Raw genomic sequence first — 25,331 nt, 5'->3', positions numbered from 1 at the left:
TTCCGTCGTCCGTCCCCCGGTGGCTGCGTTGCGGACCCAGTATGTCGCGGTGGCGGCGTGCGGTGGCCGCCGACCACCGGTCGGCACGCACCGGCGTGGGTCCGTCGCCGTGCGCACCGGCCGGGGCAGGCGTCAGACTGACCCCATGCCGACCGACCCGCTCGAGATGACCCGGGAGCTCGCCGAACGGGCCGCCGCTGTGCTGGCCCCCGAGACCGACCTGTTCGAGGACTCCGACGCCGCCGGCCTGCGCGCCGCGCTGACGAGCGCGCTGCGGGCCGCCGCGCTGCACCCGGTGGGTCCGGCCCGCGCGGCGCTGTCGCTGGGCAGCCGGCTCGCCCGGATCCCGCTGACCGCCACCCGCCGCTTCCTCGGCCAGGACGCACAGCCGCCGGTGGCCGTCGATGCCCGGGACCGCCGGTTCGCCGCCGTCGCCTGGGACGCCAACCCCGCGTTCTACGCGTTGCGGCTGGCCTACCTGGCCGGCGCCGAGTTCGCCCGGGACGTCGTGACCGGTGCCGACATCGACGCCGACGACGCCCGGAAGGCGCGCATCATGGTGGATCTGCTGATCGACGCGCTGGCCCCGACCAACTTCCTGGCCACCAACCCGGCCGCGTTGATCCGGGCGTTCGAGACCGGCGGTGCCAGCGTCGTGCAGGGCACCCGGACGTTCCTGGACGACCTGGTCCACCACGGCGGTCGGCCGCGGCAGGTCGACACCTCGGGTTTCACCGTCGGCGGCAACCTCGCGTGCACCCCCGGCCGGGTGGTGCACCGCAACGCGTTGATGGAGCTGATCCAGTACGCCCCGCAGACCGACGAGGTGCAGGCGGTACCGCTGCTGTGCAGCCCGCCCTGGATCAACAAGTACTACATCATGGACCTCGCGCCGCAGCGCAGCTTCATCGAGTGGGCCGTCCGCCACGGCCGGACGGTGTTCGCCATCAGCTACCGCAACTCCTCACGCGAGATGGCCGCCACCACGATGGACGACTACCTGGTGCACGGTCCGCAGGCGGCCCTCGACGTGGTCTGCGAGATCACCGGCGCCGCCACCGTCGACATCGTGGGGCTGTGCCTGGGCGGCGCGATGACCGCCGTCACCGCGGCCTGGCTGGCCGGCGCCGGTGACTCCCGGGTGGGCACCCTGACCCTGCTGAACACGATGCTGGACTACCGCGAGCCCGGCGCGCTCAAGGCGTTCACCGACCAGCGCACCGTGGAGCGGCTGGAGAAGAAGATGGCCAGGACCGGGGTGCTGGAGGGCGAGTCGATGGCCGGCACCTTCGACGTGCTGCGGGCCAACGACCTCATCTTCAACTACGTCGTCTCCAACTGGCTGATGGGCCAGCAGCCGCCGGCCTTCGACATCCTCGCCTGGAACGCCGACTCGACGCGGATGCCCGCCGCCATGCACGCCTTCTACCTGCGCCACTTCTACGTGCGCAACGACCTCGCGCGGGGAACGCTGGAACTGGCCGGTCGGCGCATCGACCTGTCCGCGATCACCGTGCCGACCTACGTGGTCAGCGCGATCAACGACCACATCGTGCCGTGGGAGGCCGCGTACGAGACGGTCAACCTGGTCAGCGGCCCGGTGCGGTTCGTGCTGGGCAACGGCGGCCACATCGCCGGCATCGTCAGCCCGCCCGGACCGAAGGCCTGGCACGAGGTCGTGGATCCCGACGCCGAGCTGCCCGGCACGCCGGGGGAGTGGCGGGCCGCGGCGACCCGCCGGGAGGGGTCGTGGTGGGAGGACTGGACGGAATGGGGCCGTGCGTCGGCCGGCCCGTCCGTGCCGCCGCCGCAGCTCGGCAGCGCCGCGCACCCGCCGTCGGGTGACGCTCCGGGCACCTACGTGCACACCTGATCGGAATCCCGGAATCCTCCGGACGGGCGGTCCTTCCCCCGGTCGGGGTCGGCCGTTCCGGCGTGACGCAGATCGCCACGGACTCCTCGGGGTGATTCGGTAACGACCGGCGGGCGGCGGGCGATGTAGCGGTCGACACCGTCCGCCCGCCCACGTCAGGAATACGTTGCCGCACTCTTCGTTGGAGCTCGCCGTGACCGGACCCGCCGCCGAGGGACCCGGGTGGGCGATGGCACCGCTGGACGCGGCCGCCGCCGGGTTCGAAGCCCGTGGGTCCTGGCTGCTCGAGCCCGACACCGGCACCGGGATGCTGCTCTACCCCCGCGACTGGACGTTCACCGAACGCCGCGACGTCACCGCGCACCTGCGCGCCGGCGGCTGGTCGGTGGTCCCGATCAACCGGTTCCTGCACCTGGCCAGCGACGGGACGACCGCCATCCGGTTGCTGACCCGGATCGACGACGCCGAGGTGGTCACCGGTATCGCGGCCGCGGTGTTCGCGCTGCACCGTGGCGAGGCCGGCCCCGACACGATCGCCGCGGACGTGCGCGAAGCCTCCGTCTGAGGCTGCGCCCCGCCGCTCAGGCGGGCCGCCACCGGGAGAGGCGTTCCCGGACGGCGTCGGCGGCCGCCGTCTCGCCCGCGCCGGCCAGCAACACCGCCGCCCGGTCCAGGTGGGCCGTTCCCTCGGGACGCCCCAGGTGCAGCAGCGCCGTCCCGAGTTCGTCCTCCAGCCGCGCCCGGATGAGAGGACTCCCGTCGCCGTCCTCGGCGGTCAACGCGGCCGCGAAGCGGTCCGCGGCCGCGGCCCACCGCCCGTCGTCGGCCAGCACCGAGCCCGCCATCAGCTCGGCCTGCACGACGGTGTGCCGGGCCACCCCCGGCGCGGGCGCGGTGGCCGGGTCGGCCGTCGCGGTGAGCAGCTCCGCCAGCACCTCCAGTGCCGCCGTCGACTCACCCAGCATCCGGCGGCCGGCCGCGCTGCAGAGCCTGGCCTGCGACCAGCCCTCCGCGTCGCCGACCCGGCGGAACAGCGCGGCGGCGCGGTCGCCGTTGTCGCGCAGGGTGCGGCCGTCGCCGTCGCGGCGGGCGGCGAACGCCGCGTACAGCCAGGCCCAGGCCTCCTGCCGGCCGTCACCGATCCGGCGGGCGAGGGCGGCCGCCCGCTCCGCGGTCGCGACGGCGGTGGCGTGCTCGCCCAGACACATCGACTCGGCCCACGACAGGTAGTTCAGGTGCACCGCCGACAGCAGCGGATCGCCCAGCGCGATCGCGGCGTCGGCACCGAGCCGGAAGACGTCGTACCAGGTCCGGTCGCTGTAACTGCGGTCGGAGAACCAGTGCAGCGCCTCGACGACCTCGACCACCCGGGTGTGCCGACCGGCCGCGGCCGCGGCGTGCAGGGCGGCCAGCCAATGCGGCCGCTCGGTGACCAGCCACCGTTCCGCGGCCGCCGCCGACGGCAGTGGTGCCCGGTCGTCGGGCACGGCGGGCCCGCGGCCGTGTCCCGGCTCGAACCATCGTCCGGCGTGCACGGTCGTGTCCAACAGCCAGTCGTCCAGCGCCGACACCGTGGCCGCCCGCACCGACGGTGGGTCCTCGGCCACCGCGCGATCCCGGGCGTAGAGCCGCAACAGGTCGTGAAATCCGTGGCGGTCGCCAGGGACCGGATGCAGCAGCCCGAGTTCCAGGAGCTCGTCCAGCACCGTCTCGGCGTCGTCGGGACCCAGACCGAGCGCCGCGGCGGCCGAACCCACCCCGAACTCGGGGCCGTGGATCGCCGACAGTCCGCGGAACGCCGCCGCCGCCGCCGGGCTCAGCTGCCGGTAGGACAGGGCGAACGCGGTCGAGATCTGCCGGTCTCCTGCGGTGAGCCGCTGCAGCCGCGACGTCTCCGCGGCGAGCCGGGCGGCCAGCGCCTCGGCCGTCCAGCCCGGGCGGGCGTGCACCCGGTTGCCGGCGATGCGCAGCGCCAGCGGCAGGTGTCCGCACAGCCGGGCGATCTCGGCCAGCACGGCCGGATCGGGGTCGCCGTCGACGATGCCGCGGAGCAGCGCCACCGACTCGCCGGTGCTCAGGCCGGTCAGCGGGATCCCGTGGGTGTGGTCCAGACCCGACAGCAGCCGCCGGCTGGTGATCAGGGTCAGCGACGGCCCCGCATCCGGGATGACGTCGCGGACCTGCGCCTCGTCGGCGACGTTGTCCAGCACCAGCAGCATCCGGCGGTCGTGCAGGGCGCCGCGCAGAGCGTCCCGCTGTCCGGTCGGATCGGTCGGGACGTGCCGGTCGGGGACCCCCAGCGAGCCCAGCAGCAACCACCGGATGCGATCGGGCGGCAACGGTGCGGCGTCCAGTCCCCGCACGTCGAGGTAGCGCACCCCGTCCGGGAACGCCCCGGCGACGTGGTGCGCCGCGGCCACCGCCAGCGAGGTCTTGCCCAGGCCCGCCGCGCCGGAGATCACCACGGCCCGCGGGTGGCCGGCCCGCCGGTCCCGGTCGGCCACGATCCCCGCGACCGTGGCGAGCTCCGCGGTGCGGCCGGTGAAGTCGGCGACCGGATCGGGCAGCACACAGCGGCCGGTGGGGACCGGTGACGGCCGGACCCGGCCGGCCGCGGCCGCGGCGAGCAGCGCCGCGCGCTCGGATGCGTCCAGCCCCAACGCGTCGGCGAGGGCGTCGACCGTGCGCGCCTGCGGACCGCGGCTGCGTCCGCGCTCGATGTTGCTGATCGCGCGGTCGCTGATCTGCGCCTTCCCCGCGAGGTGCTCGAGGGTGAGGTGCCGCTCCCGGCGGAGCCGGCGGAGCAGCGCGCCGAACCCACCGGCGGTGTCGTCCTCCATCCGTGCCTCCTCTCAGCGGCGCGCCCGGGACGGACGCCAGTTGTTCGTGCGGTTGTTCGTGGTGCGGCGGCGTCGCGGCACGTTGGATTGTCGTCGACCACCGACGGTCATCCCGCTCCGGGCGCCACCACGGCCGCCGGACGATCGACGTCCGCACGCAGCTCCCGGTCGGGACCCCACCGAACCGAGGAGCTCCATGCCCTACGTGACCCTGCCCGACGGCGCCCAGATGTTCTACAAGGACTGGGGCGCCGGTCGGCCGGTCGTGTTCAGCCACGGCTGGCCGCTGAACTCCGACGCCTGGGACGTCGAGCTCAAGCTCGCCGCCGACGCCGGCTACCGGGCCATCGCCCACGACCGTCGCGGCCACGGCCGGTCCGAGCAGACCTGGACCGGCAACGACATGGACACCTACGCCGCCGACCTCGCGGCGCTGGTCGAGGCGCTGGACCTGACCGACGTCATCGTCGTCGGGCACTCCACCGGCGGTGGCGAGGTCGTCCGGTACGCCGCCCGGCACGGCGAGGCCCGGGTGGCCAAGGTCGCCACGGCCGGTGCCGTGCCGCCGCTGATGGTGCAGACCGACGCGAACCCGGAGGGCACACCGCTGTCGGCGTTCAACGACATCCGGGCGGGGGTGCTCGGCGACCGGTCGGCGTTCTACCAGGAGCTGTCGGCGGCGTTCTTCGGCACCAACCGCGAGGGTTCGATCATCCCGCAGGCCGACCGCGACCAGTTCTGGCGGCTCGGCATGCAGGTCGGTCTGGCCGGCGCGTACGACTGCGTGAAGGCGTTCTCCGAGACCGACTTCACCGCGGACCTGGAGATCCTGGCCGAGCGCGGCACCCCGATGTTCGTCGCGCACGGCGACGACGACCAGATCGTGCCGATCGCCGCCGCGGCCCGCAGGACGGCCGAGCTGGTGCCGCAGGCGCAGCTCAAGGTCTATCCGGGTGCCCCGCACGGCATCGCGGGTCCCTACCAGCAGGCTCTGGACCAGGATCTGCTGGCGTTCTTCGCCTCCTGAGCCGTCCCGGCCGACCGCCGGCACCCGGGCCCACGGGTCCGGGCGCCGGCGCGGTGCGGGGCGGGCATGTCAGTCCCGTCGCTCGCGCCGGCCGCGGATGATCCTGGCCACCAGGGCGAGTGCGCTGAAGCCGATCACGACGCCGGCGTAGACCACCGCGGTGGGGTGCAGGCCGTACGCGGTGCTCGCCAGACCGGCGATCACCGCGGGCACGCTGAAGGCCACATAGGAGATCACCAGCGCGACCGCGAGCAACTCGCCGCGCTGCTCGGGGGCGGCCAGTCTCACCAGGGTCGAGAAGCTGGTCAGCGCCGAGCCGCCGAAACCGAGACCGGCCACGACGGTGCCGGCCACCGCCGCCCACACCGTGCCGGTCTGCACGCCCACCAGCGAGATCGCGGTGCCCACGGTCAGCAGTGCCGGGCTCCACAGCTGGACGGGACGCGGATCGGCGGCGCGGAACGCGAAGGCGGTGAGTGCGCCCGTCCCGCAGAACAACGTCACCACGAGCCCACCGATGAGGTGCGACCGCAACCCGAGCAGGCCCGACGCGATCGACGGTCCGAGCGACAGGTACAGCCCGACCAGCGCCCAGCTGGCCAGCAGGATCGGCACCAGGGCGATCAGATGACTGCGGATCAGTGGCGGTACCCCGAGCCTGGGGATCAGCGAGTGCCGGGCCCCGGGGCGCCGGGCCGACGTCTCGGGCAGGATCGCGACCGCGACGGCCGCCAGCACCATGCCGCCGAGCAGCAACTCGTAGACCAGATGCGTCGGAGCCGGGCCGTACTGGACGAGCGCGCCGCAACCCAGGGCGCCGATCGCCAGGCCGGCCAGCGGCGCCACCCCGTTGACCACGCCGGCCCGGCGCGGCGCGTGCGGTGGGTTGAGGTCGATGAGCGCGGCGCCGAGCGTCGTCATGGCGGCGCCGGTGGCGATGCCCTGCAGGACCCGGGCGACCAGCAACACGCCGACGTCGCCGGCCACGGCGAACAGCGCCAGCGAGATCGCCTCCAGCGCGATCGCCGCCGCCAGCACCGGACGCCGGCCGATGTGGTCGCTGAGGGCGCCCAGCGTGAGCAGGGAGGCGACGAGGCCGACCACGTACACGGCGAAGATCAGCGTGAGCGTGGTCGCGGAGAACTGCCAGAGCTGCTGGTACACCACGTACAGCGGCGAGGGTGCGCTCGAGGCGGCCATGAACAGCACGAAGACGGCGGCGATCGCGACGAAGGCCCGGGCGTGGCCCAGCCGGCGGGCCGGGGTGGCATCGGACGGGGCGGCGATCGACACGGGCGTCGGCGTGGTCATCGGTCTCCTCGGACCCGGTCCGGTGGACCGGACGACGTGTGGACCCGCGCGCCGGTGGGCGTGGTCGTGGATGGACGGTCGTGGTCGGACGTCCGCGTGACGGCGGCCGGAGCCGCAGTGCAGAGCGCAACGTTGCACACCGCATGGTTGTTCCCGTCGGGGCCGACGGAACCCTCCGATGCGGGCAAAAGGCGACGCGGTCACTGACGCAGCGACAACTCCATGCGTGCGAATCGAATCGTCCGCCGGTGTGGATGACCCTTGTGCGCCGACTGGCAGGGCAAACGGGTTGTCTTACTACGTAGTGGACCGGCCTCGGGTTGTGTCGTCACTCGTCCGGTTAGAGATGAGGTGTCGACGGCGCGTCCGGTCGCACCGTTCGACACCGTGGCACCGGAGCCGCGCCAGGACCGTCGTCGACGACGGCCCCTCCCGGTGCTGTCGGCGAACAGGCGTCCGTTCCGGTCGGGCCCCGTTCGTCGGGAGTTCCGCGCCGGCGGCGGTGGTGGTCGGCTCGCCCGATCGCCGCTCCCCGCCGTACCCGCTGCTCATGCGACGCCCTCACCCCGACGGCGCGCTCGATGACCGTTCCCCGCCGTACCCCCTGTTCATGCGACGCCGTCACCCCGACGGCGCGTCCCCTGCTGTCCCCGTCCCCCAGGAGTCCCGGTGCAAGAGTCACTGCAGAACGGCCTCGACGCCGTCATCACCTTCGTTCCCCGGTTGCTGGCCTTCCTGGCCATCCTGATCATCGGTCTGCTCGTCGTGAAGGCGATCTCGAAGGCCGTCGACAAGGTGCTCGAGCGCGTCGGCTTCGACCGTGCGGTCGAGCGCGGCGGCATCAAGAAGGCGCTCGCGAGCAGCACGCTCGACGCCAGCGACATCGTCGCCAAGATCGTCTACTACGCGCTGGCCCTGTTCGTTCTGCAGCTGGCGTTCGGGGTGTTCGGGGCCAACCCGATCAGTGACCTGCTGACCCGGATCATCGCGTTCCTGCCGTCGCTCGTCGTCGCCATCATCATCGTGGTCGTCGCCGCCGCGATCGCCGCCGCGGTCAAGACGCTCATCCAGGGCACCATCGGCGGCCTGTCCTACGGCCGTACCGTCGCCAACCTGGCCAGCATCTTCATCCTCTTCCTGGGTGTCGTGGCGGCGCTGAACCAGATCGGCGTGGCCACCACCGTCACCACCCCGGTGCTCGTCGCCATCCTCGCCACCGTGGGCGGCGTCATCGTCGTCGGCGCGGGGGGCGGGCTGATCAAGCCCATGCAGCAGCGCTGGGAGGGCTACCTGAGCAGGGCCGAGGAAGAAGCGCCGAAGCTGCGGGCCCACGCCGCCTCGGCGCCGGGTGCGAAGGACATCGCCGAGCGCACCGCCGACCGGGCGCGCTCCGCGGTGAGCGACCACGGCCGGTCCGCCGGCCCGTCCGGTCGCTGACCGGAGCTCGTTCCCCCCACCTCGTCCGAACCCCGGCCCGTCCGGCCGCTCGCTCCAGGAGTCCCCATGACCCGACCGTCCGCTCAGGACGCACGTTCCACCGTCTCACCGGCCCGCATCGATCCCGCAGCCGTGCAGGCCCGCCAGGAGGACCGCTTCGGCGGCATGCGATTCGGCAGTGCCTTCTTCGGCTGGCTGACCGCCGCCGGCATCACCGCCATCCTCGGCGCCGTGCTCGCCGCCACCGGCGTCGGGCTGAGCCTGGCCGGTGACACCACCGTGCAGGACGCGGCGAACCAGGCGCAGCAGGCGACCGGAGCGGCCCGCACCATCGGTCTCGTCGGCGGCATCGCGCTGCTGGTGGTCCTGTTCCTCGCCTACGTCGCCGGCGGCTACGTCGCCGGCCGGATGGCCCGCTTCAACGGCGTCAAGCAGGGCGTCGCCGTGTGGATCTGGGGCATCGTCGTCGCGGTGGTCGTCGCCATCGCCGCGGCCGTGTTCGGCAGCCGCTACAACGTGCTGACGTCGCTGAACCTGCCGCGGTTGCCCATCGACGAGGGAACCCTCGGCACCGCCGGCATCATCGCCCTGGTCGCCATCGTGGTGGTCACCCTGCTCGGCGGCATCGTGGGTGGCGCGGCCGGGATGCGCTACCACCGCGCGATCGACAGGGCCGGCCTGTCCGCCTGATCGCAAGAGGTCCCGGCGACCCGTCGGCCGTCCCGAGTGGGCGGCCGGCGGGTCGTCGGTCGTCGTGGGCCGGCCCGGCGGGGGCGGCACCGCGGGGTCGGGCCCCGGTGGTGGCTCCGGGGGCAGCCACGGAGTCCGTGCTGGGTACTCCTCAGTAGTGCCAGCGCCGGACGGCGGGGAACGGGCACCGGAACCCGGACACGCCGCCTCCTGCGGTCAGAGTCGTTGCTCGGTAACCGATCCGGCCGTCAGGTCCGTCGGGGAGTAGTGACGTGCTTCCAGTAGCCCGGTCGGCCGATACCGCGATGAACGCGGCTACCGACGGGTATCATCGACGATGAAGCATCACCCCGTGCCGAGGACGTCGACCGGCCGGTCACCATCGATCGCCGCTGGGTGGGCCGTTCCGCCCCCTCCCGCCGCCCGTCAGGATGGTGGCCGACCCGCTCCCGGCCGGGCCGTCCGACCCGGCGCTCTCCGCCGCCCGCGCTCCCGCACCGTCCCTCCTGATCGGCCGCCGCCGGTCTCGGACCCCGAAGGACCGTCATGACCGCTCCGTCCCCCTCCGTCATCCTCGCCGGTGCGCGTACCCCGATCGGCAAGTACCGCGGAGGACTGTCGTCGCTGACGGCCGCCGACCTCGGCACCGCCGCGATCCGCGCCGCTCTCGAGCGCGCAGGGGTGGACGCCGCGGCCGTGGACTACGTGATCATGGGCCAGGTCGTCGCCGCCGGCACCGGGCAGAACCCGGCCCGCATCGCCGCGGTCAACGCCGGCATCCCGATGAGCACCGCCGCCATCACCATCAACAAGGTCTGCCTGTCCGGCGTCGACTCGATCGTGCTGGCCGACCAGCTGGTGCGGTCCGGCGACTACGACGTCGTGGTGGCCGGCGGCATGGAGTCGATGAGCCAGGCGCCCCACGTCCTGCCGTCGGTGCTCACCTACGGCGACGTCGCCATGCACGACGCGCTCGAGCGTGACGGCCTGTGGGACTACTTCTCCGACAAGTCGATGGGCGAGCTCACCGAGGACGCCAACGACACCTACCAGGTCAGCCGCGCCGACCAGGACGAGTTCGCCGCCACCAGTCACCGCCGGGCCGCGCTGGCCTGGAAGGAGGGGCGCTTCGACGCCGAGGTCGTCCCGGTCCAGGTCCCGCAGCGTCGCGGCGAGCCGATCACCGTCAGCCACGACGAAGGTGTGCGCCCCGACACGACCGTGGAGACGCTGTCCCGGTTGAAGCCCACGTTCCGCAAGGACGGCACCATCACCGCGGGCTCGGCCTCGCCGATCTCCGACGGCGCCGCCGCCGTGGTCGTCACCAGCCGCGCCTACGCCGAGCAGCACGGCCTGTCCTGGCTGGCCGAGATCGGCGCGCACGCGACCGTCGCCGGCCCGGATTCCACGCTGCAGCTGCAGCCGTCCAACGCCATCGCCAAGGCCTGCGAGCGGCAGGGCGTCGTCCCCACCGACCTGACCGCCATCGAGATCAACGAGGCGTTCGCCGCCGTCGGTATCGCCAGCACCCGGGCGCTGGGCGTGGACCCGGAGAGGGTCAACGTCGACGGGGGCGCGATCGCCGTCGGGCATCCGCTCGGAGCGTCGGGCACGCGCCTGGTCCTGCACCTCGCGCACGCCCTCAAGGAGCAGGGCGGCGGCCTCGGTGCGGCGGCGCTGTGCGGCGGCGGCGGCCAGGGCGAGGCCCTGATCCTCAGCGTCGGCTGAGCGCTCCGGCGCCGCCGGTAGGGTCGGCGGCCATGACCTATGACGTGAGCGCGTTCCGTGCCGGATTCCCGGCCCTCGCCGCCGGCACCGCCTTCTTCGACGGGCCCGGCGGCTCGCAAGTGCCGTCGGCAGTGGCAGACGCGGTGGCCCGGACGATGACCGCGGGCCTGTCCAACCGGGGGAGGGTCACCGAGGCCGAACGCCGCGCCGACGCCGTGGTCGTCGACGCCCGCCAGGCCGCTGCCGACCTCCTGGGCGCGGATCCGGCCGGCATCGTCTTCGGCCGCAGCATGACCGCGCTGACCCTCGACCTGGCCCGCACGCTGTCGCGCACCTGGCACCGCGGCGACGAGGTCGTCGTCTCCACGCTTGACCACGACGCGAACGTCCGGCCGTGGGTGCTGGCCGCCCAGGCGGTGGGCGCGGTCGTCCGGTTCGCCGGCTTCGACGCCGCGACCGGGGAGCTCACCGAGGAGCACGTCGCCGAGGTGCTCTCGGAGCGGACCCGGCTGGTCGCGCTCACCGGCGCGTCCAACCTGATCGGCACCCGGCCACCGTTGGCCCGCATCGCCGAGCGGGTGCACGCGGTCGGCGCCCTGTTCTTCGTCGACGGGGTCCATCTGGCCGCGCACGCCCCGGTGGACGTCGCCGAGCTCGGCGCGGACCTGTTCGCCTGTTCGCCGTACAAGTTCCTCGGCCCGCACTGCGGCATTCTCGCCGGTCGGCCCGCCCTGCTCGAGAGCCTGCGTCCCGACAAGCTGCTCGCCTCCTCCGACGCCGTCCCCGAGCGGTTCGAGCTCGGCACCCTGCCCTACGAGCTGCTGGCCGGCACGACCGCGGCGATCGGGGTGCTCGCCGGACTCGGTGGCGGCACGGGCACGCCGCGGGAGCGGGTGGTGGCCGGGATGACCGCGGTCGAGCGCCACGAGGACGGTCTGCGGCGTGTGGTGGAGGAGGGGCTGGCCGGGCTGCCGGGCGTCACCCTGTACTCCCGCGCGGCGCGGCGCACGCCGACCCTGCTCGTCACCTTCGACGGCCGTGATCCCGGGGACGCCCACCGCTTCCTCGCCGGTCGCGGGGTCAACGCGCCGGCCGGCTCGTTCTACGCGATGGGTCCGTCCAAGGCGCTCGGGCTCGGGCTCGCCGGCGGGCTGCGGATCGGCCTCGCGCCCTACACCGACCGCGACGACGTGCAGCGGCTGCTGGACGGGCTCCGCGCCTTCCTGGGCTGACGCTTCAGCTGCCCAGCCGCTGCGTCGACAGGAACCGCCACAGCTGGGTGGTCGCCCGAGGCCCCACCGGATCGCTGAACGACCCCTGTGCGAGCCCACCCGACCAGGCGTGACCGAGCCCCGAGACCAGCCAGCTCTCCAGCACCGTCCGGCCCCGCGCGGAGTACCAACGGGTCACCGTGGCGGTGCGGCCGCCGGTGGTGCTCGTCGTCGTCCGGGTGCGGGCCACCCGGCGCGGGTCGCCCGGGCCGGCGGCGGCGTCGGACACCTCGAGCCACTGGGCGGTGACCTGCTCGGCGGCGGCGGGCCGCACGGTCGTGTCCCGGGTGCCCTGGAAGACGATGGTCGGCGGCAGTCCCAGGGTGCGGGCGGGGATCTCGCCGAGGCCCGGCAGCGCGGTGCGGCCGGCCATCGCGGCCAGCGCGTCGCGCCCGCCGGAGGCCGACTTGAACGGCGGACCGGAGTGCACGCCGACCGCGGCGAAGACGTCCGGGAACGTCGCGCCCAGGGTCAACGCCATCCCGCCACCGGCGGAGATCCCGGCGACGTAGATCCGCGTCGGATCGAGGGTGAAGCGGCTGTCGGTCAACAGCGAACGGGCCAACCCGGCCAGGATCGCCGGCTCACCGGCCAGCCGGGACTGGTGCCGCGGGTCGAACCAGTTCCAGCAGCGGTTCAGGTTGTGGGTCGCGGTCTGGTGCGGATAGACGACCACCACCCCGTGCCGGTCGGCGAGGACGTTGAAGCGGGTGGCGGCGGCGAACTCGGCCGGGGTCTGCGTGCAGCCGTGCAGCATCATCACCAGCGGAGCGACCGTGGCCCGGTGCAGTCCGAACGGGATGTAGAGGGCGTAGCCGCGGGTGCCGGCCGGACCGAGATGGCGGTGTTCGGTCCAACTGCCCTTACCGCCGGGTCGGCTCGCCGCGGCCGGCCGGGACGATCCACCGGGCGTGAACACCGCCATCGTGGGGACCTTCGGCGCTGCGGCGTTGCGACGGGTGGGGCGACGTTTCGGGGTCGGCAGCATCGCCGCGAACAGGGACTTCCGGCGTCGGGCCACCCGGTCAGCCCCGCATCAGGTGCACCAGCACCGGCAGCACCGCAGTGGTGGCCAACGCGTTGAGCACCATCCCAGCGCTGGACCAGCCGCCGGTGGTGGTGCTCTCCTGTAGCGCCCGGGCCGTCCCGATGCCGTGGGCCGACACCCCGATGGCCAGTCCCCGGGCCCGGGGGTCGCGCACCCGGACGAGGTCCAGCAGCGACGGACCCACGACCGCGCCGACCACCCCGGAGGCGATCGCGAACACCGCGGCCAACGGTGCCGGCCCGCCAATCGCCTCGGCCAGACCGATGGCGAACGGTGTCGTCGTCGATTTCGGCAGCAGCGCCAGCACGAGCGGATCGTCGGCGCCGAGTACCGACGCGAGCACCCAGACGGAGCCGATCCCGACCAGGCAGCCGACCGCGACCGACACGAGCACGGGCAGCCAGTCCGCCTGCAGGCCCCGGCCGGCCCGGACCAGCGGCAGGGCCAGCGCCACGGTGGCCGGCCCCAGCAGCATGCTCACCGGGGCCGCGGAGGCGGCGTACGTCGCGTAGTCGACGCCGATCGCCTGCAGCACCAGCGCGACCACGACGATCGTCACCATCACCGGGGTGAGCAGCGGGTGCCGTCCGCAGCGGCGGTGCAGCCACAACGCTCCGGCGTAGACCCCGACGGTCAGCCCGGTACCGAACACCGGCGAGCCGGTCACCGCGTTCACCCGCTCGCCCGGCGACGCACCAGCAGCTCCAGGATCCCGCCGGTGGTCAGCAGCGTCGCCGCGAACGACAGCACCAGCGCGACGACCACCGCGCCGAGATGGTCGCCCAGCACCGGCAGGTAGGCCACGACGCCCACCCCGGCCGGCACGAACAGCAGCGGCAGCAGTTCCAGCAGGGTGTCCGCGGCCGGTTCGACCCGCTGCCGGCGCCAGGTACGGCCGCGTGCGCCGACCGTCAGGGCGAGCCCGAGCAGCGCCAGCCCCACGACGGTGCCGGGCAGGTCCACCCCCGTCAGCGCGACGACAGCCGTCCCCAGCAGCTGGAAGACGACGAGCACCGCGAACGACCCGAGCCAGCCGGCCACGGTGACCCGGCGGTCGGGATGCACCGCTCAGCCGGCGGCGGCGCGGTGCCGGGCGGCGACGGCCAGGTACCGGTCGGCGCTGTCGACGGCGGCGGCGACCTCGGCGTCGGACAGCTCGCGGCGGACCTTCGCCGGCGATCCGGCGACGAGGCTGCGCGGCGGCACGGTCGACCCCGCCAGCACCAGCGCGCCGGCCGCGACCAGCGAACCCGTGCCGATGACCGCACCGTTCATCACGATCGCCCCCATCCCGATCAGCACACCGTCCTCGACGGTGCAGCCGTGCAGGACGGCGCCGTGCCCGACCGTCACGTCGTCGCCGATGACCGCCGGGTGTCCCGGGTCGGCGTGCACGACCACGTTGTCCTGGAGATTGGTGCGCCGCCCGACCGTGATGGCGGTGGTGTCGGCGCGGACGACGGCACCGTAGAACAGGCTGGCACCGGCCGCGATCGTCGCCTGCCCGACGACCGTGGCCGTCGGGGCGAGCCAGGCGTCCGGATCGATCTGCGGGGTGTGCCCGTCGAAGGTCAGCACGGTGCTCATGCCGTCGATCCTGTCACCGGGCCGCGGCGTGGCCCGCACCGGATCACCGCCGCGGTGCCGCTGCGCGCCTGCGGGCCGATTCGACCGCCGGGCCGCGGCGCGGCCCGCACCGGATCACCGCCGCGGTGCCGCTGCGCGCCTGCGGGCCGATTCGACCCGGATCGAGGCGACGACCCCGAGGACGGCGCCGACCGCCGCGCCGACCGCGACCGCCCAGAACGGGTTCTCGAACGTCGACCAGTCCAGGGCGTACTTGCCGACCAGGCCCACGGCCAGGCCGATCAGGCCGCAGACGACAGCGAGGACGACGATGCGGGCGAGAAGTCGGGCGAACACGGCAGCTCCTTCGGGAGGGGTTGTCTGACCTCGTGTCTACCCGCGCGGCGGCCGCACCGCCCTGTGACCGGGTAACGATCGCGCAGCCCACGCCCCTTATGCTCCGACGATGCTGCTGTCCGACCGTGACCTGCTGGCCCAGATCGACGACGGGCGGTTGGGCATCGACCCCTTCGACCCGACGCTCATCCAGCCGTCCAGCATCGACGTCCGGCTGGACCGCTTCTTCCGGGTGTTCAACAACTCCCGGTACACCCACATCGATCCCTCCCAGCAGCAGGACGACCTCACCTCGTTGGTCGAGCCGGAGGGGGACGACCCGTTCGTGCTGCACCCGGGCGAGTTCGTGCTCGGCTCGACGTTCGAGTCGGTGTCGTTGCCCGACGACCTCGCGGGCCGGCTCGAGGGCAAGTCGTCGCTGGGCCGGCTGGGCCTGCTGACGCACTCCACCGCCGGTTTCGTCGACCCCGGCTTCTCCGGCCACATCACCCTGGAGCTGTCCAACGTGGCCAACCTGCCCATCACGTTGTGGCCGGGGATGAAGATCGGTCAGTTGTGCCTGTTCCGGCTGACCAGCGCCGCTCTGCACCCGTACGGATCGACCGTGTACGGCTCGCGCTACCAGGGCCAGCTCGGCCCCACGCCGTCCCGGGCGTTCCTGAACTTCCGCCGGGACTCCACGGCCCGCTGACCGGCCGCCGCCACGCGGTGGGAGCGGGCCCGGCGACTGGGTACGGTCGTGATCAGGTGCGTCCGTCCGTTCCCGACCCGGGAGCGTCCGGACGCCGATCACCGCCGGCGTCCGCCCCGCCGGTGCTGCCGGAAGGTCGTCGTTCGTGACTCTGTTGTCCTACATCCTGGCGCCGTTGGCGATCGTGTTGATCATCGTGGGCTTCGCCATGCTCGGCCGGGCCGCCTGGAAGATGATGCGGACGGTCCAGCTGGGCGCACCCGACCCGACCCGCAACGGACCGGTCGGCCCCCGCCTGAAGCGCGTGCTCATCGAGTCGCTGGGTCACACCCGGATGCTGAAATGGGGCATCGTCGGGGTGGCGCACTGGTTCGTCATGGTGGGCTTCGGGGCGCTGGTGCTGACGCTGGTCGAGGCGGTCGGGGAGACGTTCTACCCCGACTACGAGCTGCCGATCATCGGGCACTGGGCGCTGTGGGGGCTGTTCGTCGAGTTCATCGCGCTCACCACCATCCTGGGCATCGGCACGTTGATCGTGGTCCGGCAGCGCAACCACCCGCGGGTGGCGGAGCGCAAGTCCCGGTTCGTCGGGTCGAACTTCGCGCAGGCGTACTTCGTCGAGTCGGTCATCGCGACCATCGGGGTCTGCATCTTCCTGATCCGCGGCTTCAAAGACGCGAACGGCCTGCTGCCCTACCCGGTGTGGGCCGCGCCGATCTCGCACGCGCTGGGCGCCGTCCTGCCGGCGTCGCTCGCGGCGATCTCGGTCGTGGCGTTCGTCAAGGTGCTGGTGTCGATGGTGTGGGCGATCGTCATCGCCCGGAACCTGACCATGGGCATCGCCTGGCACCGCTTCACCGCCTTCTTCAACATCTACTTCAAGCGCGAGCCCGACGGCGCCGTGGCGCTGGGCGCGCTCAAGCCGATGATGTCGGGCGGCGAGGTGCTCAACCTGGAGGAGGCCGACCCGGAGACCGACACGTTCGGCGCCGGCAAGGTCGAGGACTTCTCGTGGAAGGGCTGGCTCGACTTCAACACCTGCACCGAGTGCGGCCGCTGCCAGTCGCAGTGCCCCGCGTGGAACACCGGCAAGGCGCTGTCCCCCAAGATCGTCATGCTGCAGCTGCGCGACCACGCCTTCGCCAAGGCCCCGTACCTGGCGGCCGGCGGCGGCAAGGACGCCGAGGGCAACGAGACCGGCACCGCGGAGCAGCTGGCCAAGGTGCCGGCGGCGGCCCTGCTGGAGGCCGAGCGGCCGCTGGTCGCCGGCGCCGACCTGGACGGCGTCATCGACCCGTCGGTGCTGTGGGACTGCACGACGTGCGGCGCGTGCGTGGAGCAGTGCCCGGTGGACATCGAGCAGGTCGACCACATCGTGGACATGCGCCGCTACCAGGTGATGATCGAGTCCGAGTTCCCCACCGAGCTGGGCGGCCTGTTCAAGAACCTGGAGAACAAGGGCAACCCGTGGGGCCAGAACAACCGGGACCGGATGGACTGGGCCAAGGGCCTGGACTTCGACGTGCCGGTCGTGCAGGGCGAACTCGACGACGAGACCGAGTACCTGTTCTGGGTGGGCTGCGCGGGGGCGTTCGAGGACAAGGCCCGCAAGACCACCCGCGCGGTCGCCGAGCTGCTGCACATGGCCGGCGTGACGTTCGCGGTGCTGGGCACCGAGGAGACCTGCACCGGCGACCCCGCCCGCCGCGCCGGGAACGAGTTCCTGTTCCAGATGATGGCCCAGCAGAACGTCGAGGTCATCAACGCCGCGTTCGGTGAGCGGACCCGCCGCAAGGTCGTCGTCAGCTGCGCGCACTGCTTCAACACCCTGCTCAACGAATACCCGTCACTGGGCGGTGAGTACGAGGTGGTCCACCACACCCAGCTGCTCAACCGGCTGGTCCGCGACAAGAAGCTCGTCGCCGTCGCCCCCGTCGACCGCGCCGTGGGCTCGAAGACGGGCACCGTCACCTACCACGACCCCTGCTACCTGGGCCGCCACAACGGCGTCTACACCCCGCCGCGGGAGCTGATCGAGGCGACCGGCGCGACGCTGGCCGAGATGCCGCGCAACAGCGCCCGCTCGTTCTGCTGCGGCGCCGGTGGCGCGCGGATGTGGATGGAGGAGAAGACCGGCAAGCGGATCAACCTCGAACGGGTGGACGAGGCGCTGTCGGTGTTACCGGACGGCGGCGACGGGAAGATCATCACCGGCTGCCCGTTCTGCTCGATCATGCTCAACGACGGGATCACCAACCGGCAGGGCACCGGGCAGGCCAGTGACACGACAGAGACCATGGACGTGGCCCGCATGCTGCTGGCCTCGATGAAGGGAACCACCGCGTGAGCTTGCAACAACGCACTTTCGGCCGGCTGAAGTTGTCCGGGGCCTGGCACGCCGACGCCTCGGTGGTCGGTCTGGGCTGCTGGCAGCTCGGCGCCGACTGGGGCGACGTCAGTGAGGACGACGCGCTGGCCGTGCTGCGCGCCGCGCACGAAGAGGGTGTGACCTTCTTCGACACCGCCGACGTCTACGGCGACGGTCGCAGCGAGCAGTTGATCGCCCGGTTCCGGGCCGAGCTGGGGGACGCCGCCGGCGACATCATGGTCGCCACCAAGGTCGGCCGCCGCGCCGACCCGTTCGTGGCCGACACCTACACCGACGTCAATCTGCGGGCCTGGGTCGAGCGCAGCCGGACCAACCTGCAGATGGACACCCTGGATCTGGTGCAGCTGCACTGCCCGCCGCCGGCCGTCTACGACATGGACCCGGTGTTCGACACCCTCGCCGAGCTGCGCTCGGAGAAGGCCATCGCCGGGTTCGGCGTCTCGGTCGAGACCACCGAGGAGGCGCTGAAGGCCATCGCCCGGCCCGGCGTGGTCAGCATCCAGATCATCCTCAACGCGTTCCGGCTCAAGCCGCTGGACGAGGTGCTGCCCGCCGCCGCCGAGGCCGGCGTCGGGATCATCGCCCGGGTGCCGCTGGCCAGTGGCCTGCTGTCGGGCAAGTACTCCCGCGACACCGCGTTCGCCGAGAACGACCACCGCAACTACAACCGTCACGGCGCGGCGTTCGACGTCGGCGAGACCTTCTCCGGGGTCGACTACGAGACCGGGTTGGCCGCCGTCGACGAGCTCAAGGCGGCGCTGCCCGACGACGTGCCGCTGCCGCAGGCGGCGCTGCGCTGGATCATCGAGCAGCCGGGAGTCACCACGGTGATCCCGGGCGCCCGTAACCCCTCGCAGGCGCAGCGCAACGCCGCCGCCGGGCGGTCGGAGCTGCCGGCCGGGTTCGGCGACGCCGTCCGCAGGGTCTACGACGAGAAGCTGCGCGCCGACATCCACCCCCGCTGGTAGGTCTCCCTACGGTGCTGCCCCCGTCGCCGTCCGGCGACGGGGGCAGTGGCGTGTCGGAGCGGGAGGTCAACGGGGGCTGAGCAGCACCCGGCCCTGCCCGTAGTCGAACGTCACGAGGTGGTCGAAGAAGAACGACAGCCCGGTGTTGAACTGCGTGGTCCCCAGGCTCGCCTGGTGCACGCCGGTCAGGGCCTGCCCGGTGGTCGTGGTCCACAGCGGAGTTCCGCCCTGGCTCGCGGCGACGGTGACGGCCTGACCAGCGGCGGGGGACACCCCGGCGACGTCGCTGTTCACCAGCAGGTCCTGGGCGCCGGTGTCCAGATCGGTGGCCCCGCAGGCGGGGGACCCGCCCGCGAACGTCCAGCACAGGTTCATGTCCTTGCCCCACCGGCCGGCGTTGTCGGGTGCACCGGTCACCGCGGTCAGCGCAACCGTCACCGCGTCCGCGGCCGAGGGCACCGGCCCGAGCGTCCACGTCCCCGCATCGCTGGTGGCGACCTCGAGGGTGGACATGGTGTCGTACGGAGCCGGCAGCTGCAGACTCGGTGACCAGACCGGTGCGGCGGTACCGGTCTGCCCCTCGGACGCGATGCCGATCAGCCCCTTGGCGATACCGCCGGTGAGCTGGTCGTTGGCGCCCTGGGAGCTCTGGTAGGCCACGACGCCGATCGCCGGCGTGCTGACCCCGCCGATGCTCACCGGGGCCTGGACGACCGAACCCTGGATCGAACTGCTGACGTAGTTCTTGGTGAACGGGACGGCACCGCTGGTGTCGACGTCCGACCCGAGGACGCTCGCGTCGATCATCAGGCCGGACGAGCCGGTGTCGAGGATGACCGGCACGGGGGCGCCACCACCGACGCTGATCTCCACGACCACCCGGGGCAGTCCGTTGGCGTCGTCCACCGTGGTGACCGGGACGGTCAGCGGGGCCGTGGCGGTGCCCGACGTCGCCGCCTCGGCAGGGCCGGCGGTGGCGGGGGCCGCGGATGCGGGAGCGGGCGAGACGTCCGCGGCGTTCGCCGCCACCGGTGTGGTGCCGGGAGTGCCGGCCGGAGCGGGGGTGGCGGACCCGATGGACGCGGCCGTGCCGGTGTCGGCGGTCGTGCCACAGGCGCCGAGCAGGACCGCCGCCAGGAGTCCGGTGATGCCTCTCGTACGTCGCCTCATGGCCGACCCCAATTACTCACAGTTGTCATTGACAGGCTGAGAGTAAACAGCTGTCGACGGGTCGGGCAGGGTGTTCGGCGACTTCGTGCCGTGGCGGCCGCCACAACGCCGGGCCGGTCAGTCGTCCTTCATCGCGGCGCGGATGGCCGCGAGGCGGTCCTGTGCGGCCTTGTCGCGTTCGTCAGCGGTCATCGCCTGCTGCCGACCGGCGCCACTGAGCTCGTCGAGTTCGGCCTGACCGGCGGCGGTGGCGGAGCGGGCGTCGATCTTGGCCCGCATGTCGTCCATCGTCGGGACCGTCCAGTCCGTCCGGCCGAGTTCCTCGCCGGCGCTGTCCTGCCCGACGGTGGTGAGTTCGGCGTCCGGTCCGTCGGGGCGGCCCGCTCCGGTTCCGTGGTCCTCGGTGGCCGACATCGGGCCCTCCTTCGCTGGTGGTCCGTCCGAGGCTACGCGGCGCCGCGGACGGTCCCCGGGTGGCAGACTCCGACGATGGCCGACGGTGGACAGGTGTGCATGCTGTGTCGCCCCGCCCTCGCCGACGCCCACTTCGGCCGCGTCCGGCTGTGGGAGGACGCGCACTGGCGGTTGTCCGCCGTGACGGCGGGACCGGTCCCGGGGTTCGCCCACCTCGAGAGCCGACGGCACATCCCGGCGATCACCGACCTGGACGGACCGGAGGCGGCGACCTTCGGTCCGGCGCTCGCCCGGGCGACCCGGGCCCTGCGCGACGCGGCCGGGGCCGACCTGACCTACGCGTACGTCTTCGGCGAGCGGGTCGCGCACCTGCACGTCAATCTCGCGCCGCACCGTGACGGGGACGCCCTCCGCGGCGGTCCGGGACTGCTCGACCCCGCCGCGCCGGCCGTCGACCGTGCCGTCCACGCAGCGGTCGCCGCCCGGGCGGCACGGCTGCTCTCGGGCTGACTCCGGTGGGAGAATCGACGGGTCCCACCACTGGAGAGGCCGACCGATGTACGTCCCGCACTTCAACGCCCTCGACGACGAGGCCGCCCTCCGGGCCATGGTCGCCGCGGTCGGCTCCGCGCAACTCGTCACGGTCGGAGCCGACGGGTACCCGCGGGCCACGCTCCTGCCGGTGATCTGGACCGGTGACACCGTCGTCTGCCATCTCGCCAGGGCCAACCCGCACTGGCGCGAGATCGCCGACGACAGCCCGGCGTTGCTGGTGGTGTCCGGTCCGCAGGCCTACGTCTCGCCGTCCTGGTACCCCGCCAAGGCCGAGCACGGCCGTGTCGTCCCGACCTGGAACTACGCCGCGGTGCAGCTCACCGGACGGGCCCGGGTGCACCACGACCCGGAGTGGCTGCGGCAGGCGGTCGACGAGCTCGTCACCCGGCACGAGGCGTCGCGCCCCGATCCGTGGAGCAGCGCCGACGCCCCCGACCGCTACATCACCGGTCAGCTGCGCGCCATCGTCGGCGTCGAGATCACCGTCGAGGGGGTGATCGGCAAGGAGAAGTACAGCCAGAACCGCTCGGCGGCCGACCGGCGCGGGGTGGCCGACGGCCTGGCCGGCGAGGACGATGCGGACGCGGCCGAGATCGGCCGCATCATGGCGTCGCGGCTGGACGGCCCGGAGAGCCGGGCCCCCGAGGCGGTCCCGGACCGCTGATCGTGGCGGTCACCGGCCGCCCGGCGAACGGCGAGCGGCGACGGCGCCGGGTCGGCGCCGGGGTCGGGGTCGGGGTCGGGGAGGCCGTCCGCCGACGCGTCAGATCAGCCGGCCGGGGTCGGGGTGGTCGTCCGCCGACGCGTCAGATCAGCCGGCCGGGGTCGGGGGGCAGCGGGGTGTAGGCGGCGGGGCGGTTCCGTTCCGGTCGGCGGCGGCTCCGCGCGAGTGCTCGCACGCGTCCCTCGCAGAAGGTGACCGCGGCGAGCGCGCCGACGTGCCGGTGGGTCACCCGCCCGGTGACCGGCAACGGATAACCGGGGTGCTCGTACCAGGACGCGATGCGTTCCACCGCGGCCAGCTCGGAGTCGTCGAACGACAGCGCCCGCGCCGCCAGGCCGTCCTCACCGAAGTCCCACAGCGCCGCGGCGATCTGGCTCCGCGAGGTGAAGACGGCGAACTGCGGCCGGCCGCGGAGGAGTTCGGTCAGGCCGAGCGGCTCGAGGGGCTGCACGGTCGTACTGTACGACGGTCCGTCGCACCCCTGGCGTGCGTGCCCCGCCGGGTCAGCGCCGCAGTCCCCGGCTCGACGCCGCGCCCAGCACGGTGAGCACGGCGAGTGAGGCCGCCGCGGCGAGCAGCGGCGGCGTCCACGAGCCGGTGGATTCGTGCAGCCCGCCGATGACCACCGGCCCGACGCTGGCGATCACGTAGCCGCCGGTCTGCACGACGGCCGACAGTTGCCGGTTCTCCCGCAGGCTCGTCGCCCGCAGCACGACGACGGTGAACACCGCGGTGAAGCCGCCGCCCTGGGCGATGCCGCCGAGCGCGCTCCACAGCAGCCACAGGTCCGGGTCGGCCAGCAGCCCGAGCGGCAGCGAGATCCACAGGACCCCGTTGACCAGGAAGGCGGTGAACGGCCCGCCGGTCCGGTTGATCAGCACCGGGGTGGCGACGGCGCCGAGGACCGCACAGATCTGGAACACCGACGAGGCGGCACTCGCCCCCGCCCGGCTCATGCCCTGCTCGTCGGCCAGCAGGGTCGGCAGCCAGGCGGTCAACCCGAAGTAGGCGAAGGCCTGGCCGGTGAACGCGAGGGTGAGCATCCAGGTGGTCGGGCGGCGCAGCAACGTGCCGATCGGCACCGCGGGCCGGTCGGACGTGGCCGGCCGGGCCGGGGCGGGGAGGGCGGCGCGGCGGCGGGCCAGGGGGATCCACAGCGCGACCGCGATCACCGGCAGGACCGCCCACACAGCCAGGGTGCCGCGCCACCCCCACGCCTCCAACAGCGCGCCGCCGCCGGACAGCGTGATCATCGACCCGATGTTGAGCGCCGCGGTGTAGCTGCCGGTGACCGCGGCGGGCTGGCGCCGGAAGTCCCGGCCGATGAGGACGGGGCTGACCACGTTGCCGATGGTGATGGCCACCCCGATCAGCACGGTCCCGACGACGGCGAGGGCGACACCGCCGGCCGAGCGCACCAGGACCCCGGTGAACACCCCGGCCAGCGACAGCAGGATCGACCGTTCGACGCCGATCCGACCGATCAGCCGCGACGCGCCCGGCGCGGCGAGGCCGAAACACAGCACCGGCAGGCTGGTCAGCAGTCCGATGGCGGTGGCCGACAGCTGCAGGTCCTCGCGGAGGTCGGTGCTGACCGTCGAGACGACGACGAACGGCCCGCGCAGTACGAGCGCGAACAACATCAGGCCGACGAACGCCGGCTGCCGGCCGACCGGGGTGCGGCGGAACGGCTCAGAAGTAGTCACGTACGTGCCGCGGCCGGTGCAGCGCGAGGAGGTCGAGCCGGGTGTCCGTGTCCGCGGGGCCGGTGAGCAGGCCGGCGAACCGCAGGCTCGCCGCGTTCTGCGATCCCGTCCAGAGCAGGGCCAGACCGTTCGGGGTCAATGTCGGGCGATCGGACCCGGCGTCGACGCGGGTGGCGGTGGTGCCGTCGGCGTCGCGCCGGACCCGGTAGCCGCCGTCGGTACCGGCGACGCCGTCGCCCACCACGTCGAAGGTCATCTCGGCGGGGGTGCCGCCGGGGACGACGGCGAGGGCGGCGGCGACGTCGAGGATGCGCAGCATGTAGGGGCGGCGGTCCACCGGCGTCCAGCGGGCGGCCGGCAGCACCAGCCGGGCGGTGTCGTCGCCGGAGGTCCACAGCCGGACATGTGGTGCCACGGGCGCGAAGGTGCCCAGCATCCGCCAGAGGGCGCGGTAGCCGTCGGCGGTGAGGGCGATCAGGTCGTCGACCTCGATGACGGCGGTGTCGTCGTAGCCGGTGCCACGGTTCCACGACAGGTATCCGACGACCGTTCCGTCGGCGTCGACGGCGAGGGTGACGGCGGTGACGTCATCGAGCAGCTCACGGTCGGTGGCGGCGAAGGTGAGGCCGCGCCGGGTGAGCGGACCGTTCTGGGCGGCGGCCCAGGTGTCGTACACCGCGCGGACCACGGGCATGTCGTCGAGGGTCGCGCGGCGGGTGCCCACCCCGGCCGGGGCCCGGACGGTCGTCAGGTCGGCGGTGCGCAGTTCGACCAGGTCGTAGGAGCTGATCAGCTCGTAGCCGTTGCGCCGGTAGATGCCCGGGGCGGTCGGGTACAGCGCCGACAGCACGTCGCCGCGGTCGACGGCCTCGCTGAGCAGGGCCGCGAACAGGTCGTGCAGGAGTCCCTCGCCCCGGTGCTCCGCGGCGACGGTGACCCCGGCGACGCCGCACATCGCGAGCTCCCGGCCACCCCACCAGGAGGCGCGGCGCAGCCCGACGACGCGGGCCAGCAGCCGCTCCCCGTCGAAGACGCCCCACGAGTCGCGGCCCTCGGCGAAGACGCGCTCCGCGGTCGGTCGCGGAATGCCGGGCGGCAGGTCGCCGAACGCCTCCAGCCCCAGCGCCATCGTGCGGTCGAAGTCGCCGGGGGTGAGCTTGCGCAGCGTGCGGGCGCTGCCGGTCGCCTGGGTCATGGTGCGTCCTCTCCGCCGTGGTCGGTCGGGGTCACGCTACGCGGCGGGAAGGGTGCCACCGGCCCCACGGACGGGACGCGGTCCGGTCGGTGGGGGCAGCCGCCGGTTCACCGTCGACCGATGCTCCCGGCGGGCACCGTCGACGGAACCCGCCCGCGTCTGCGCACCGTCGTCGTCGGAACCTGATCGACCGGCGCGACCCGATCCGGCCCCGGCTCGCGCGACTGCCCGCCGAGGCGGCGCCGGTCATCGGGGGCACCCGGCCCCGGTGGTGACGTGGTCGGGCGGTGCCCCTTCCGACCGGACGCGGTGTCCGGTCCAGGTGGCGTCGGACGAGGGTCCGGCACCGACCCGGGCCCGACGCCGCCGGT

Annotated in this window: 24 protein-coding genes; 12 read left to right on the top strand and 12 right to left on the bottom strand. The window is 73.4% G+C overall.

The features are described 5' to 3' along the window. Positions 1-145 precede the first annotated feature (145 nt). Both DB033_RS12845 and DB033_RS12840 read left to right on the top strand, forming a co-directional pair. Positions 146-1,873: a PHA/PHB synthase family protein gene (locus DB033_RS12845; protein ID WP_205843793.1), complete on the top strand. Its 1,728-nt coding sequence runs from the start codon at positions 146-148 to the stop codon at positions 1,871-1,873. A 193-nt stretch (positions 1,874-2,066) separates the two neighbouring features. Next, positions 2,067-2,438, top strand: coding sequence for a hypothetical protein (locus DB033_RS12840; protein WP_157970662.1), 372 nt, complete (start codon positions 2,067-2,069; stop codon positions 2,436-2,438). Between the two features lie 16 nt (positions 2,439-2,454). On the opposite strand, the gene DB033_RS12835 is transcribed toward DB033_RS12840, so the two are convergent. After that, a complete protein-coding gene (locus DB033_RS12835) occupies positions 2,455-4,713 on the bottom strand; it encodes a helix-turn-helix domain-containing protein (protein ID WP_111767022.1) in 2,259 nt (752 codons plus the stop codon). Positions 4,714-4,909: 196 nt separating this feature from the next. On the opposite strand from DB033_RS12835, the gene DB033_RS12830 reads away from it, so the two are divergent. Further along, positions 4,910-5,740, top strand: coding sequence for an alpha/beta fold hydrolase (locus DB033_RS12830; protein ID WP_111767021.1), 831 nt, complete (start codon positions 4,910-4,912; stop codon positions 5,738-5,740). Positions 5,741-5,809: 69 nt separating this feature from the next. Here the strand turns inward: DB033_RS12830 and DB033_RS12825 are convergent, their stop codons facing one another. After that, positions 5,810-7,051 carry an MFS transporter gene (locus tag DB033_RS12825; protein WP_111767020.1) on the bottom strand — a complete coding sequence of 414 codons (1,242 nt, stop codon included), beginning with the start codon at positions 7,049-7,051 and terminating at the stop codon, positions 5,810-5,812. A 669-nt stretch (positions 7,052-7,720) separates the two neighbouring features. Between DB033_RS12825 and DB033_RS12820 the strand changes: the two genes are divergently transcribed. The 4 genes from DB033_RS12820 (at position 7,721) to DB033_RS12805 (ending at position 12,138) form a co-directional block, all read left to right on the top strand. Then, complete coding sequence (locus DB033_RS12820; RefSeq protein ID WP_111767019.1) at positions 7,721-8,488, top strand: mechanosensitive ion channel family protein; 768 nt, start codon at positions 7,721-7,723, stop codon at positions 8,486-8,488. A 66-nt stretch (positions 8,489-8,554) separates the two neighbouring features. Next, positions 8,555-9,178, top strand: coding sequence for a hypothetical protein (locus DB033_RS12815; RefSeq protein WP_111767018.1), 624 nt, complete (start codon positions 8,555-8,557; stop codon positions 9,176-9,178). Positions 9,179-9,724: 546 nt separating this feature from the next. After that, positions 9,725-10,906 (top strand): acetyl-CoA C-acetyltransferase, encoded by a 1,182-nt coding sequence (locus tag DB033_RS12810; protein ID WP_111767017.1) that lies wholly within the window; start codon positions 9,725-9,727, stop codon positions 10,904-10,906. A 32-nt stretch (positions 10,907-10,938) separates the two neighbouring features. Next, positions 10,939-12,138, top strand: a complete 1,200-nt coding sequence (locus DB033_RS12805) for a cysteine desulfurase-like protein (RefSeq protein WP_111767016.1) — start codon at positions 10,939-10,941, stop codon at positions 12,136-12,138. Positions 12,139-12,142: 4 nt separating this feature from the next. Here the strand turns inward: DB033_RS12805 and DB033_RS12800 are convergent, their stop codons facing one another. From DB033_RS12800 to DB033_RS12780, 5 genes are all read right to left on the bottom strand, one after another. Next, positions 12,143-13,198 carry an extracellular catalytic domain type 1 short-chain-length polyhydroxyalkanoate depolymerase gene (locus tag DB033_RS12800; protein WP_111767015.1) on the bottom strand — a complete coding sequence of 352 codons (1,056 nt, stop codon included), beginning with the start codon at positions 13,196-13,198 and terminating at the stop codon, positions 12,143-12,145. A 4-nt stretch (positions 13,199-13,202) separates the two neighbouring features. Beyond that, positions 13,203-13,892 carry an LrgB family protein gene (locus DB033_RS12795; protein WP_205843792.1) on the bottom strand — a complete coding sequence of 230 codons (690 nt, stop codon included), beginning with the start codon at positions 13,890-13,892 and terminating at the stop codon, positions 13,203-13,205. Positions 13,893-13,897: 5 nt separating this feature from the next. Then, on the bottom strand, positions 13,898-14,290 hold the full coding sequence (locus DB033_RS12790) for a CidA/LrgA family protein (RefSeq protein ID WP_205843791.1): 393 nt from the start codon (positions 14,288-14,290) through the stop codon (positions 13,898-13,900). Positions 14,291-14,293: 3 nt separating this feature from the next. Continuing rightward, positions 14,294-14,812: a gamma carbonic anhydrase family protein gene (locus tag DB033_RS12785; RefSeq protein ID WP_111767013.1), complete on the bottom strand. Its 519-nt coding sequence runs from the start codon at positions 14,810-14,812 to the stop codon at positions 14,294-14,296. A gap of 114 nt (positions 14,813-14,926) precedes the next feature. After that, positions 14,927-15,148 carry a hypothetical protein gene (locus DB033_RS12780; protein ID WP_111767012.1) on the bottom strand — a complete coding sequence of 74 codons (222 nt, stop codon included), beginning with the start codon at positions 15,146-15,148 and terminating at the stop codon, positions 14,927-14,929. Between the two features lie 109 nt (positions 15,149-15,257). Between DB033_RS12780 and dcd the strand changes: the two genes are divergently transcribed. From dcd to DB033_RS12765, 3 genes are all read left to right on the top strand, one after another. After that, positions 15,258-15,839 (top strand): dCTP deaminase, encoded by a 582-nt coding sequence (dcd, locus tag DB033_RS12775; protein WP_111767011.1) that lies wholly within the window; start codon positions 15,258-15,260, stop codon positions 15,837-15,839. Between the two features lie 145 nt (positions 15,840-15,984). Continuing rightward, a complete protein-coding gene (locus DB033_RS12770) occupies positions 15,985-18,186 on the top strand; it encodes a (Fe-S)-binding protein (protein WP_240615855.1) in 2,202 nt (733 codons plus the stop codon). Between the two features lie 2 nt (positions 18,187-18,188). Continuing rightward, the gene (locus DB033_RS12765; RefSeq protein WP_420814064.1) at positions 18,189-19,196 is read left to right on the top strand and encodes an aldo/keto reductase; all 1,008 of its coding nucleotides are present in this window, start codon (positions 18,189-18,191) and stop codon (positions 19,194-19,196) included. 66 nt (positions 19,197-19,262) lie between these two features. Here DB033_RS12765 and DB033_RS12760 read toward each other — a convergent pair whose 3' ends face one another. Next, on the bottom strand, positions 19,263-20,366 hold the full coding sequence (locus tag DB033_RS12760; protein WP_111767010.1) for a pepsin/retropepsin-like aspartic protease family protein: 1,104 nt from the start codon (positions 20,364-20,366) through the stop codon (positions 19,263-19,265). 117 nt (positions 20,367-20,483) lie between these two features. After that, on the bottom strand, positions 20,484-20,780 hold the full coding sequence (locus DB033_RS12755) for a hypothetical protein (RefSeq protein WP_111767009.1): 297 nt from the start codon (positions 20,778-20,780) through the stop codon (positions 20,484-20,486). A gap of 75 nt (positions 20,781-20,855) precedes the next feature. Between DB033_RS12755 and DB033_RS12750 the strand changes: the two genes are divergently transcribed. Together DB033_RS12750 and DB033_RS12745 are read left to right on the top strand one after the other, a co-directional pair. After that, positions 20,856-21,290 (top strand): hypothetical protein, encoded by a 435-nt coding sequence (locus DB033_RS12750; protein ID WP_111767008.1) that lies wholly within the window; start codon positions 20,856-20,858, stop codon positions 21,288-21,290. A 46-nt stretch (positions 21,291-21,336) separates the two neighbouring features. Next, positions 21,337-21,999 carry an FMN-binding negative transcriptional regulator gene (locus tag DB033_RS12745; protein ID WP_111767007.1) on the top strand — a complete coding sequence of 221 codons (663 nt, stop codon included), beginning with the start codon at positions 21,337-21,339 and terminating at the stop codon, positions 21,997-21,999. A 142-nt stretch (positions 22,000-22,141) separates the two neighbouring features. Here the strand turns inward: DB033_RS12745 and DB033_RS12740 are convergent, their stop codons facing one another. Genes DB033_RS12740 through DB033_RS12730 form a run of 3 tightly spaced genes read right to left on the bottom strand, consistent with a single transcriptional unit; the run spans position 22,142 to position 24,960 of the window. After that, positions 22,142-22,510 (bottom strand): hypothetical protein, encoded by a 369-nt coding sequence (locus tag DB033_RS12740; RefSeq protein WP_111767006.1) that lies wholly within the window; start codon positions 22,508-22,510, stop codon positions 22,142-22,144. Positions 22,511-22,562: 52 nt separating this feature from the next. Continuing rightward, positions 22,563-23,765 (bottom strand): MFS transporter, encoded by a 1,203-nt coding sequence (locus DB033_RS12735; protein WP_205843790.1) that lies wholly within the window; start codon positions 23,763-23,765, stop codon positions 22,563-22,565. Next, positions 23,752-24,960 carry a GNAT family N-acetyltransferase gene (locus DB033_RS12730; RefSeq protein ID WP_111767004.1) on the bottom strand — a complete coding sequence of 403 codons (1,209 nt, stop codon included), beginning with the start codon at positions 24,958-24,960 and terminating at the stop codon, positions 23,752-23,754. The genes DB033_RS12735 and DB033_RS12730 overlap by 14 nt, the downstream gene beginning before the upstream one ends. Between the last annotated feature and the right edge of the window lie 371 nt (positions 24,961-25,331).

The sequence above is a fragment of the Nakamurella deserti genome (assembly GCF_003260015.1).
GTDB lineage: Bacteria > Actinomycetota > Actinomycetes > Mycobacteriales > Nakamurellaceae > Nakamurella > Nakamurella deserti.
The sequence above is the reverse complement of the archived record's forward strand: the minus strand, read 5'-3'. Positions and strand labels throughout refer to the sequence as shown.

Excerpts from the sequence above, each read along its gene's own strand:
- DB033_RS12845 (WP_205843793.1), top strand. The coding sequence starts at position 146 with ATGCCGACCGACCCGCTCGAGATGACCCGGGAGCTCGCCGAACGGGCC.
- DB033_RS12835 (WP_111767022.1), bottom strand. The coding sequence starts at position 4,713 with ATGGAGGACGACACCGCCGGTGGGTTCGGCGCGCTGCTCCGCCGGCTC.
- DB033_RS12830 (WP_111767021.1), top strand. The coding sequence starts at position 4,910 with ATGCCCTACGTGACCCTGCCCGACGGCGCCCAGATGTTCTACAAGGAC.
- DB033_RS12825 (WP_111767020.1), bottom strand. The coding sequence starts at position 7,051 with ATGACCACGCCGACGCCCGTGTCGATCGCCGCCCCGTCCGATGCCACC.
- DB033_RS12815 (WP_111767018.1), top strand. The coding sequence starts at position 8,555 with ATGACCCGACCGTCCGCTCAGGACGCACGTTCCACCGTCTCACCGGCC.
- DB033_RS12810 (WP_111767017.1), top strand. The coding sequence starts at position 9,725 with ATGACCGCTCCGTCCCCCTCCGTCATCCTCGCCGGTGCGCGTACCCCG.
- DB033_RS12805 (WP_111767016.1), top strand. The coding sequence starts at position 10,939 with ATGACCTATGACGTGAGCGCGTTCCGTGCCGGATTCCCGGCCCTCGCC.
- DB033_RS12785 (WP_111767013.1), bottom strand. The coding sequence starts at position 14,812 with ATGAGCACCGTGCTGACCTTCGACGGGCACACCCCGCAGATCGATCCG.
- dcd (WP_111767011.1), top strand. The coding sequence starts at position 15,258 with ATGCTGCTGTCCGACCGTGACCTGCTGGCCCAGATCGACGACGGGCGG.
- DB033_RS12760 (WP_111767010.1), bottom strand. The coding sequence starts at position 20,366 with ATGAGGCGACGTACGAGAGGCATCACCGGACTCCTGGCGGCGGTCCTG.
- DB033_RS12755 (WP_111767009.1), bottom strand. The coding sequence starts at position 20,780 with ATGTCGGCCACCGAGGACCACGGAACCGGAGCGGGCCGCCCCGACGGA.
- DB033_RS12750 (WP_111767008.1), top strand. The coding sequence starts at position 20,856 with ATGGCCGACGGTGGACAGGTGTGCATGCTGTGTCGCCCCGCCCTCGCC.
- DB033_RS12745 (WP_111767007.1), top strand. The coding sequence starts at position 21,337 with ATGTACGTCCCGCACTTCAACGCCCTCGACGACGAGGCCGCCCTCCGG.
- DB033_RS12730 (WP_111767004.1), bottom strand. The coding sequence starts at position 24,960 with ATGACCCAGGCGACCGGCAGCGCCCGCACGCTGCGCAAGCTCACCCCC.